Source organism: Shewanella holmiensis, from assembly GCF_025370255.1.
GTDB lineage: Bacteria > Pseudomonadota > Gammaproteobacteria > Enterobacterales > Shewanellaceae > Shewanella > Shewanella holmiensis.
In genome coordinates this window covers 1-9,125 of record NZ_JAMTCD010000045.1, presented here as the reverse complement: position 1 = coordinate 9,125, position 9,125 = coordinate 1, and the positions used below count along the sequence as shown (strand labels likewise).

Annotated in this window: 11 protein-coding genes; 5 read left to right on the top strand and 6 right to left on the bottom strand. The window is 40.3% G+C overall.

Going from position 1 to position 9,125, the window contains the following annotated elements:
* Positions 1-91: 91 nt before the first annotated feature.
* The 5 genes from ccmE to ccmA are packed head-to-tail and all read right to left on the bottom strand — an operon-like array spanning position 92 to position 2,892.
* A complete protein-coding gene (gene ccmE, locus NE535_RS18400) occupies positions 92-589 on the bottom strand; it encodes a cytochrome c maturation protein CcmE (RefSeq protein WP_261300008.1) in 498 nt (165 codons plus the stop codon).
* Complete coding sequence (gene ccmD, locus NE535_RS18395; RefSeq protein ID WP_261300007.1) at positions 586-786, bottom strand: heme exporter protein CcmD; 201 nt, start codon at positions 784-786, stop codon at positions 586-588. Before ccmD ends, ccmE begins: the two co-directional genes overlap by 4 nt.
* Positions 786-1,532: a heme ABC transporter permease gene (locus tag NE535_RS18390; RefSeq protein WP_261300006.1), complete on the bottom strand. Its 747-nt coding sequence runs from the start codon at positions 1,530-1,532 to the stop codon at positions 786-788. The genes ccmD and NE535_RS18390 overlap by 1 nt, the downstream gene beginning before the upstream one ends.
* Before the next feature lie 13 nt (positions 1,533-1,545).
* Positions 1,546-2,232, bottom strand: a complete 687-nt coding sequence (ccmB, locus tag NE535_RS18385; protein ID WP_261300005.1) for a heme exporter protein CcmB — start codon at positions 2,230-2,232, stop codon at positions 1,546-1,548.
* Between the two features lie 9 nt (positions 2,233-2,241).
* On the bottom strand, positions 2,242-2,892 hold the full coding sequence (gene ccmA / locus NE535_RS18380) for a cytochrome c biogenesis heme-transporting ATPase CcmA (protein WP_261300004.1): 651 nt from the start codon (positions 2,890-2,892) through the stop codon (positions 2,242-2,244).
* A 327-nt stretch (positions 2,893-3,219) separates the two neighbouring features.
* On the opposite strand from ccmA, the gene NE535_RS18375 reads away from it, so the two are divergent.
* The gene (locus NE535_RS18375; protein ID WP_261300003.1) at positions 3,220-3,513 is read left to right on the top strand and encodes a c-type cytochrome; all 294 of its coding nucleotides are present in this window, start codon (positions 3,220-3,222) and stop codon (positions 3,511-3,513) included.
* Positions 3,514-3,627: 114 nt separating this feature from the next.
* Here NE535_RS18375 and ccmI read toward each other — a convergent pair whose 3' ends face one another.
* Positions 3,628-4,899: a c-type cytochrome biogenesis protein CcmI gene (ccmI, locus tag NE535_RS18370; RefSeq protein WP_261300002.1), complete on the bottom strand. Its 1,272-nt coding sequence runs from the start codon at positions 4,897-4,899 to the stop codon at positions 3,628-3,630.
* Between the two features lie 415 nt (positions 4,900-5,314).
* On the opposite strand from ccmI, the gene NE535_RS18365 reads away from it, so the two are divergent.
* Genes NE535_RS18365 through NE535_RS18350 form a run of 4 tightly spaced genes read left to right on the top strand, consistent with a single transcriptional unit; the run spans position 5,315 to position 8,924 of the window.
* Complete coding sequence (locus NE535_RS18365) at positions 5,315-7,291, top strand: heme lyase CcmF/NrfE family subunit (RefSeq protein ID WP_261300001.1); 1,977 nt, start codon at positions 5,315-5,317, stop codon at positions 7,289-7,291.
* Positions 7,292-7,303: 12 nt separating this feature from the next.
* Positions 7,304-7,858, top strand: a complete 555-nt coding sequence (locus NE535_RS18360) for a DsbE family thiol:disulfide interchange protein (protein WP_261300000.1) — start codon at positions 7,304-7,306, stop codon at positions 7,856-7,858.
* Positions 7,858-8,331, top strand: coding sequence for a heme lyase NrfEFG subunit NrfF (nrfF, locus tag NE535_RS18355; RefSeq protein WP_261299999.1), 474 nt, complete (start codon positions 7,858-7,860; stop codon positions 8,329-8,331). The genes NE535_RS18360 and nrfF overlap by 1 nt, the downstream gene beginning before the upstream one ends.
* Complete coding sequence (locus NE535_RS18350; protein WP_261299998.1) at positions 8,328-8,924, top strand: TlpA disulfide reductase family protein; 597 nt, start codon at positions 8,328-8,330, stop codon at positions 8,922-8,924. Before nrfF ends, NE535_RS18350 begins: the two co-directional genes overlap by 4 nt.
* Positions 8,925-9,125: the final 201 nt, after the last annotated feature.

Here is a 9,125-nt window from a genome sequence, read left to right as displayed (position 1 = left end):
GCCTATTTCTGTTGTATCACGAATGGCACCTAATCATACCCAAATAAAAAAAGCCAATCACGTGATTGGCTTTTGATTAATTTGCTACAAATTATTGGTATTTATAACCTTCAGATTTCTTTTCTTCTGGATATTCTAATTTCTCATGGGTTTGACCCATTGCTTCTGCAACTTCCGGTGGCATATAGTTTTCGTCATGCTTTGCTAGTACTTCAGTAGCTTCTAGTTTTCCTGATTCAATTAATACCCCTTGCGCCACAATACCCTGACCTTCACGGAATAAATCAGGTAAAAGATCATCAAATGTCACAATAATTTCGCCGCCAGCGGAGTCATGTATTGCAAACTCAACATGTAAACTGTCTGGATCTCTTATCATAGAGCCAATAGTCACCATGCCGCCAACACGAATGCGTTGTCCTACTTCCGGTTTAACACCAGTGTCTTTTTTACCATGTACGATTTCGTATGGTGTGTAGAATAAGTTTAAGTTTGTATTTAATGCATACAATAGCAGAGATGCTACACCTGCCACACCAGCTATCAGGGCAACGGCTAATGTCAGTCTTTTTTTACGTCTTGGGTTCACGATTTATTACCTCTAGATTCTTTTAAACGCTCTTCTCGGGTGATCTTTTTGGAGATCTCGATTAAGACTTTTCGTTTCTGGCCTAAGCTATGGATGATTAAAATACCTAAACTGCCAAATGTGACTCCGTAGGCTAGCCATACAAAAAATGCGTAGCCACCCATATCTAAAAATGCTGCGAATGAATCAAATTGCATTATTTTGCTGCCTCCGTTTTAGCTAATTCACGAACCCAAGGACGCATTCCATTACGTGCTAAGACTTCTGCTCTAAATCTCACTAATGTCAATGCGCCAATCATCATTCCAAATCCGAAAATATTGATAAGTAATGGATAAAGCATGTCACCTGTCATAGTGGATTTTTCTGTAATTTTTATCGTGGCGGGTTGATGTAAACTACTCCACCAGTCAACTGAATACTTAATAATTGGAATATTAATCACACCTACAATTGCCAAGATACCAGCTGCTCGAGCTGCTAACACTTTATCTTCAAATGAAGCGTAAAGGGCAATGACGCCTAGGTATAAAAACAGTAGCACTAACTCTGAGGTTAGGCGCGCATCCCAAACCCACCAGGTGCCCCACATTGGTTTGCCCCATGCAGCACCGGTAAACAATGCGATAAAGGTAATCACTGCACCAATAGGTGCTATTGAGGCTGCCGCCCAATCAGCAGCTTTAATTTGCCATACAAGGCCGATAAATGATGCTGTAGCCATTCCCATGTATGCAGCCATTGACATAGACGCTGCAGGCACATGGATATAGATAATTCGGAAACTATCTCCTTGTTGGTAATCCATCGGAGCGTATAACATGCCCCAAGTTGTCCCTACACCGATAAGCGCAATTGCTAAACAAGCGAACCAAGGTAATAATTTTCCTGCTAGATTATATGAACGCTCTGGATCTGCGTAAGAATTTAGCCACTTCCACATCTTATTCCACATTTTAGTTTGTACTCACTCGTAATGAAGCACCAATCGCAAAGGGTGCCATGATTAAACAACCAACCAGCATGGCGCCAATAATCGCTAGCTGACCATCATAAGGTAAATTCATACCTGCAGCATCGATCGCACTTGTTGCAAAAATCAATACTGGAATATATAAGGGCAGAATGAGAAGTGTCAGTAACACACCACCTTTTCTAAGCCCAACTGTAAGTGCTACGCCAATTGCACCCAATAACGATAATACTGGCGTACCTAAGGCAAGGGTCGCCATTAATGCCATGTAGCTATTGCTTTCAAGATGCAGCAAAACTGCAAGTAAAGGCGATACTAGTATCAAAGGAACGCCGGTTAATATCCAATGCGCCAATACTTTAGCAAGTACCATGATTGCCAATGGTTGTGGGCTAAGGAGCATTTGCTCTAAGCTACCGTCGGTGTAATCGGCTTTAAACAAACGCTCTAACGACAACATTGATGCCAATAATGCAGCAACCCAAATTATTCCTGGTGCAACACGGGTTAAAATTTTAGGTTCTGGCCCTATACCCAGTGGGAAAAGGGTCACAACAATTATAAAAAACAACAGTGGGTTAAATATATCGCCGCGATGTCTGATAGCAATTTTTAAATCACGTTGTAACAAAGTGAAAAATGCACTGGTATAACTAATGCCTCTATTCATCATCTGGCCTTATATAAAGCGGTAGTCTAGTTTTATTTTACGAAGACGCGGTTCAGTAATTAAGCCCATGTCTTGATGAGTTGTCATAATTACACATCCACCATGACTAGCATGATCTAAAAATAACCTTTCTAGCTCTTCAACACCTTTTTTATCGATTGCGGTAAATGGCTCATCTAGAATCCAAATTTTACAATTGGTGTGCCATAACCTTGCTAAGGCTGTTCGACGATGTTGTCCTGCAGAAAGATGACCCGCTAACGCTTCTTCAAATCCACTTAGATTTACTTTGGCCAAAATGTCAGAAGTTTGATAGCTATCATAACCACTGATTCTTAAATTGAAGTTAAGATTTTCTTCTGCTGTTAACTCGCTTTTCACTCCAGCAAGGTGACCAAGATAAAGTAAGTTTTCATTAAATTCATCTCGGGTGCTGGTAATGTTTTGTTCTAAGTAGAGTACATCGCCTGAGTAAGGACGTGACAGACCTGCAAGAATGCGCAATAAACTTGTTTTACCCGCGCCGTTAGGGCCTTCAATTTGAACAATGTCGCCAGCGTAAATGCCAAAACTGAGCTCGTCAAACAGTAAACGTTCTTCACGAATACACGTCAGGTTCTGCGCACTGATTAAGGGAGTGGATGGTGTTGTTTTTGTCACTGAACCCTCTATTTTAGCCTGTTAGGAAGTACTTCAAGATATTAACATAAACAGTATTATGCGGTTACCTTTAGCTATGATTAAGTGTTAGCAATTTGATGTAGTTCCAATAATATTAATAAAGTTGGAACTTTTTCAACATTTCCTAATATATTACCTTGTTCTGTCAATAAATTGTTATTTCTGTACTAAGCTGAGATTGTTATCACAAAAAGGTGAGATTTCTTGCAGTATGTAGTAATCTAGTCTCGCTAAATAAATAGTCTGCCGTTCGAATGACCAGGCAGAGATAAGCTTTGTATGTATTTGCAATTAGGAACGTTGAACATGAAAAAATTGTTAGCAATGACTGCAGTAGCTGCATTAACTTTGTCTGCGAATGTATTTGCTCAAGAAGGTGAAGCTGTTTATAACAAGGCTTGCCAAGTGTGTCACAGCATGGGTGTTGCTGGTGCACCAAAGTCTCATGATGTTGCGGCTTGGGAACCTCGTATCGCTAAAGGTATTGATACTCTAGTTCAGTCTGTTAAGTCTGGTTTAAACGCAATGCCACCAGGTGGTATGTGTACAGATTGTACTGACGAAGATTACAAGAACGCTATTGAGTTCATGTCAAAGTAATGCTTCTTCTGTAATATAAAAACCGGCTTATAGCCGGTTTTTTTATGTCTATTAAATAAAGTAAACATAAAAAAGGAACACAATTAAGGTTCCTCTTTTTAATCGGTGATAACGCTATTGCACTAATGTATTGAGTGTCAATGTGGTTTCTTCACCCACCTTAACGGCTTCAACGATACCTTTAATATCACCAGCTTGTGGTTTAACGCTGCCATTTTTAGACAATACCGCAATAATTTCAACTTCAGCGGCACCACTTAATTTAACATCACCGCCCATTGAAGTGCTGTCATCCAATGTAATGGTTAAAGGCAAATCACTGGCGCTGATTTTTGTAGCAGCTAATGGCACTTTAGGACCTTGAGTCGCACGGGCAAATATAAACACTTGGTCAGATGGGCCAACTTTGTCAGCCAATTCTGGCGCAATACTTACAGCAACATTTACGGTTTTGCTCATAGTTGCATTAGTTTGGGTAGCACTTTTCTTTACTGGGTTATGGGCATCATCATTTGGCATGGCGCCCATATCTGATTGCATACTCATTTTTGCAGATTGAATTGCATTCATCAGTGCAGTGCGATCTACATCGCTACGGTCACTGTCTAAAATTGCTTGCCAGGCATTGATCGCATCTTGATATTGGGCATTAAAGAATGCATCCATACCAACAAGTAATAAAGTAGAGGGGTCTTGTGGGTCTAATGCTAACGATTGATCAATAATCGCTTTAATTGCTGGGGTAATCTTTTGACCCGCTTGATAGTACATAGCTGTGGCTTTAGGACCAAGCAGTTCAGCGTGAGTGCCAACTAATTCCATCACTTTATCAAAGGCGGCTACAGCATGATTATATTGATTAGCCGAAATGTAAGCATGACCTAAGCTAAACCAGGCTTGGCTATTTTCTGGATCTTGTTGAACCTGCGCTTCCATCATTTGAACACGTTGAGCCATAATTTGCTCATTGCTCATGCCCTCGTGTGGATTACTGGCCTGAGGTGGATTCGCTAATTCATTATAGGCTCCTAGTTGTTGATAGAAGTAACCTGATAATGCCAATACTGCCACTGTCATGACAGATGGCCATAAAATACTTTTAGGTTTTGCTGCGACAAGAGAATCATCGCCTTTGTGCTTCATATCTTGTAGCAGGCTTATTTCTAATTCTTTCTTTAATGCGTCAAATTCTGCTTGATCAAGTAAATCGTCTTGAAGTTCTTTTTCAAGAATGCCTAAACGTTCATTGAATAGTTCAAGGTTAGTTTGTTTACGAACGCCAGACTCTTCGGCTTGAAGTAATTTCTGCTGACGAAAATGAGGTACCCAAATCATCATTAAGCTGATAATAAGGACAAGCGCGATTAAAATCCAAAATGTGGTCATCGTTTCAATATTCACTTTTAGTTTATAGGAAAGCGGGGTTCCGCTGAGCTTGATTGCTTGATTATACGTAAAGATTATTAATTGAATAGTAATATAAGGAAGATATGAAACTGAATTTTGAGAGTTGGGCACTGCTTCACAATTTAAATTGTTCTCGTAAAGATTGTTGAAACTTTACATTATTTTGTTAGTCACAGCCTTTACTATTGTGATCAGATGTTTTTGATCTTGCTGGGTAGAGATAATGCGACCAGTAACTCAGTTTTACACGAAAGTGGCAGACATCAGCAGTAGCAAGCTCTAAAATGATTTAAAATTCGCTTAAGCTAATGTGAGTATAGTAACGTATGCTCATTGCCTGCATTAACGTGGTTTGTTGATATCAAATCAATGTTTTTATAACTAAGGAATACCCATGATTCCAGAAATTGGACATTTTTCACTGATAATTGGCTTGGCATTTGCCATGCTATTAGCCAGTGTCCCATTAATCGGTGCTGCAAAAAAGGACGCTTATCTTGTTAGATATGCATGGCCTCTTGCTTACGGCATGTTTTTCTTTATTCTAATTTCAGTCATCACATTAGGCTATAGTTTTGCGGTTGATGATTTCTCCGTTGCCTATGTTGCTCACCATTCTAATTCTCAGTTGCCTATATTCTTTAAAATAGCAGCGGTTTGGGGTGGTCATGAGGGGTCATTACTCTTTTGGGTATTCTCACTATCCGTTTGGGCTGCGGCAGTTGCCACCTTTAGTAAAGGATTAGAAGAAGTATTTACCGCAAGGGTCTTAGCTGTACTTGCTATGATTATTGTAGGTTTCAGCTTATTCATGATTCTAACGTCCAGTCCTTTTGAACGTATTTTCCCCATTCCAATGGAAGGGCGTGATTTAAATCCAATGTTGCAAGACGTCGGATTAATTTTCCATCCACCTATGTTGTATTTGGGTTATGTTGGTTTCTCAGTAAGTTTTGCATTTGCTATCGCAGCACTGATGAGTGGTAGCTTAGATTCGGCTTGGGCTCGTTGGTCTCGTCCATGGACTTTAGCGGCTTGGGTATTCCTAACAGGCGGTATTTCGTTAGGTTCTTGGTGGGCTTATTACGAACTCGGCTGGGGTGGCTGGTGGTTCTGGGATCCAGTCGAAAACGCATCATTTATGCCATGGTTAATCGGTACAGCGTTAGTGCATTCCCTAGTGGTAACTGAAAAACGAGGGGCATTCCGTAACTGGACCGTGCTGTTATCTATTTTTGCTTTCTCGTTAAGCTTGTTAGGTACTTTCATTGTACGTTCTGGTGTATTAACGTCTGTGCATTCATTTGCCGCCGACCCAAGCCGCGGTATGTTTATTCTGCTGTTATTAGCTATCGCCATTGGTGGTTCATTAACATTGTTCGCTTTCCGCGCCAGCGAAATGAGCAGTCCAGCTCGTTTTGAGTTGAAGTCGAAAGAAACCATGCTGTTAGTTTGTAACGTGTTATTAACCGTTGCGGCAGGTACTGTACTTCTGGGTACTCTTTATCCATTGCTTATTGATGCATTAGGTATGGGTAAGATTTCTGTAGGACCTCCATATTTTAATGCTGTATTTGTACCAATCGTGTTGGTGTTATTTGGCTTTATGGGTATTGGTCCAATTATTCGTTGGAAAAAATCAAAACCAGGTGAAATTAAACGTCAATTGTTAGTACCAGCAATGATCGCTGCAATAGTCGGTTTAGCTGTACCATTTATAATGGGCGGTGAGTTTAGCGTATGGGTTGCATTTGGTATTGCAGCTGCGACATGGATAACGCTAGCCACCTTCAGTGCAGCATATAATATTGTTAAAGATAAAGAGGGCGGCATTAGCTTAACTCGTATCGGACGTAGCCAGCTAGGCATGATTATCGCTCATTTAGGTATTGCAGTGTCAGTGGTCGGTGCCACTATGGTGTCAAACTACTCAGTTGAAAAAAGTGTCCGTATGGGCCCTGGTGTCAGCCAAGAGTTAGCCGGTTATACCTTTAAGTACCTTGAAACCAAAAATGTTGTTGGTCCAAATTACACGGCTCAGCAAGGTCAAATTGAAATCTATCAAGATGACAAATACATTACCCTGCTTAAACCCGATCGTCGCCAATATAATGTCCGTACTATGGATATGACAGAAGCGGGTATTGATTGGGGCTTATTCCGTGATTTATATGTCACAATGGGTGACCCAATTAGTGCAACAGAGTTTGCTGTACGTTTAAACTATAAGCCTTATGTTCGTTGGTTATGGTTTGGTTCAATCTTTATGATGGTAGGTGGCTTCCTTGCCGCATCGGATAAACGTTATCGTGTAAAGAAAACCGTGACTGAAACTGAGCAAAAAGCAAAAGATAAGTTAGCTACAGCTTAAAATGGAGAATGTATGAAAAAGTTGGTGCTGTTTATACCACTAGCCTTATTTTTGGTGATGGGAATATTCTTATATCAAGGTTTATTCCTTAATCCTCAGAAGCTGGACTCAGCATTAGAAGGAAAGCCGATCCCGGCTTTCCAACTTGAGAGACTTGAAACGCCGGGTGAAATGTTGACCGAGGTCGACTTAAAAGGTCAAGTATCATTACTCAACGTATGGGCTACTTGGTGCCCAGCGTGTAAATATGAACATCCTTTTTTAACCATGCTGTCTCGTCGTAACATTATGCCTATCTACGGTATTAACTATCGTGACGAACGCGCATTGGCAATTAAAGAACTTCGTCGTGAAGGCGATCCTTATACGATCAATCTTTATGATAAAGATGGTCGTTTAGGATTAGATCTTGGCGTATACGGTGCACCAGAAACATTTATTGTTGATCATAACGGTATTATTCGATTCCGTTATGCCGGACCGATTGATCAAAATATCTGGAAAGAGACTTTGTACCCAATGGTTCAGCAATTACAAGCCGAAGCTAAAGCTGATGGAGCTGCGTAATGAAATTAGTTAATTTATCTATCACGCTGTTTGTTGGTTTGCTATTTAGTGTAATGGTTCAAGCAACACCAGTTGACACCTATGAGTTTAAATCACCAAGCAACCAAAAACGTGCGATTTCATTAGCGCATGAATTACGTTGCCCACAGTGTCAAAATCAAAACTTAGTCGATTCTAACTCACCAGTCGCACAAGACTTGCGTTTAGAAGTGTATAAGATGGTTGATGATGGCAAGTCAGATGAGCAAATTGTTGAGTTTATGACAAGCCGATACGGTGACTTTGTTTTATATAAGCCAAGACTTGATCCCAAAACGTACGTTTTATGGATTGGGCCGTTCGCATTATTAATCTTCGGATTTATTATTGGTACCGTTCTAATTCGTCGTCAACGCAATAGTGCTAATGCAGATGTTGAGATGTCAGCAGAAGATCAGCAACAACTTGATGAATTACTGAAACGTAATAAATGATGATATCGTTTAAAAAAGTGCTCCTTACCGCTGCTGTTATTAGTACAAGTTTACTAATAGTAGACAGCGGTATTGCATACCCAGGTATGCAACCTAGTCAAAAGCCAGTATCTCAAACCGGTTTAGATAAAATTACCATCCTGCCGCAACCTTTTCCCATAGCCCAAGTCAACTTTAGTCAATTGAATAATGCCCAAATAGATTTTGAAGCATTTAAAGGTAAAGTCGTCGTTGTCAATATGTGGGCGACATGGTGTCCACCTTGTGTCAGAGAGCTTCCTGCACTAGACCGGCTTGCCAATAAAATAGACCGAAGCAAATACATGCTATTACCTATTTCGATTGACGCTGACGGTAAAGAGATAGTACAACCATTTTTAGCGTCGATTGGCTTAGCAGAATTTGAATCTTACTTTGATCCTAAGCAAAACCTTCGTGAAGTGTTTCCCCTAGAAACTATACCTGCAACATTTATCTTAAATCCACAAGGTGAGCTGGTGGCTTATGTACGTAGTTATGTGGATTGGGATGATGAGAACGCCATCGCCTTCTTGAAGCAGTTTTACACCGCAACAGAAAAAGTGACTAATTAGCCAGTATTCTGGTGACTAAATAAGCGATTTAGATCGCTTTAGATTAAAAGATCGCCAAGCGATCTTTTTTTATATAAAAACTTCAAAAAAGGGGTTGCGCAAAAATCTTAGCTCCCTATAATGCGCATCCACTGACACGGCACAGCGCGAAAGCAAAGCGTCATCCGAAGTTAATCACTTAGGAAGTCAGGTTGATTTGAA

What these genes read in the sequence shown, in the direction of transcription:
- ccmI (WP_261300002.1), bottom strand. Translation starts at nt 4,899, where the DNA reads ATGACCACATTTTGGATTTTAATCGCGCTTGTCCTTATTATCAGCTTA.
- NE535_RS18360 (WP_261300000.1), top strand. Translation starts at nt 7,304, where the DNA reads ATGAAAAAGTTGGTGCTGTTTATACCACTAGCCTTATTTTTGGTGATG.
- NE535_RS18390 (WP_261300006.1), bottom strand. Translation starts at nt 1,532, where the DNA reads ATGTGGAAGTGGCTAAATTCTTACGCAGATCCAGAGCGTTCATATAAT.
- NE535_RS18365 (WP_261300001.1), top strand. Translation starts at nt 5,315, where the DNA reads ATGATTCCAGAAATTGGACATTTTTCACTGATAATTGGCTTGGCATTT.
- ccmD (WP_261300007.1), bottom strand. Translation starts at nt 786, where the DNA reads ATGCAATTTGATTCATTCGCAGCATTTTTAGATATGGGTGGCTACGCA.
- nrfF (WP_261299999.1), top strand. Translation starts at nt 7,858, where the DNA reads ATGAAATTAGTTAATTTATCTATCACGCTGTTTGTTGGTTTGCTATTT.
- NE535_RS18375 (WP_261300003.1), top strand. Translation starts at nt 3,220, where the DNA reads ATGAAAAAATTGTTAGCAATGACTGCAGTAGCTGCATTAACTTTGTCT.
- NE535_RS18350 (WP_261299998.1), top strand. Translation starts at nt 8,328, where the DNA reads ATGATGATATCGTTTAAAAAAGTGCTCCTTACCGCTGCTGTTATTAGT.
- ccmB (WP_261300005.1), bottom strand. Translation starts at nt 2,232, where the DNA reads ATGAATAGAGGCATTAGTTATACCAGTGCATTTTTCACTTTGTTACAA.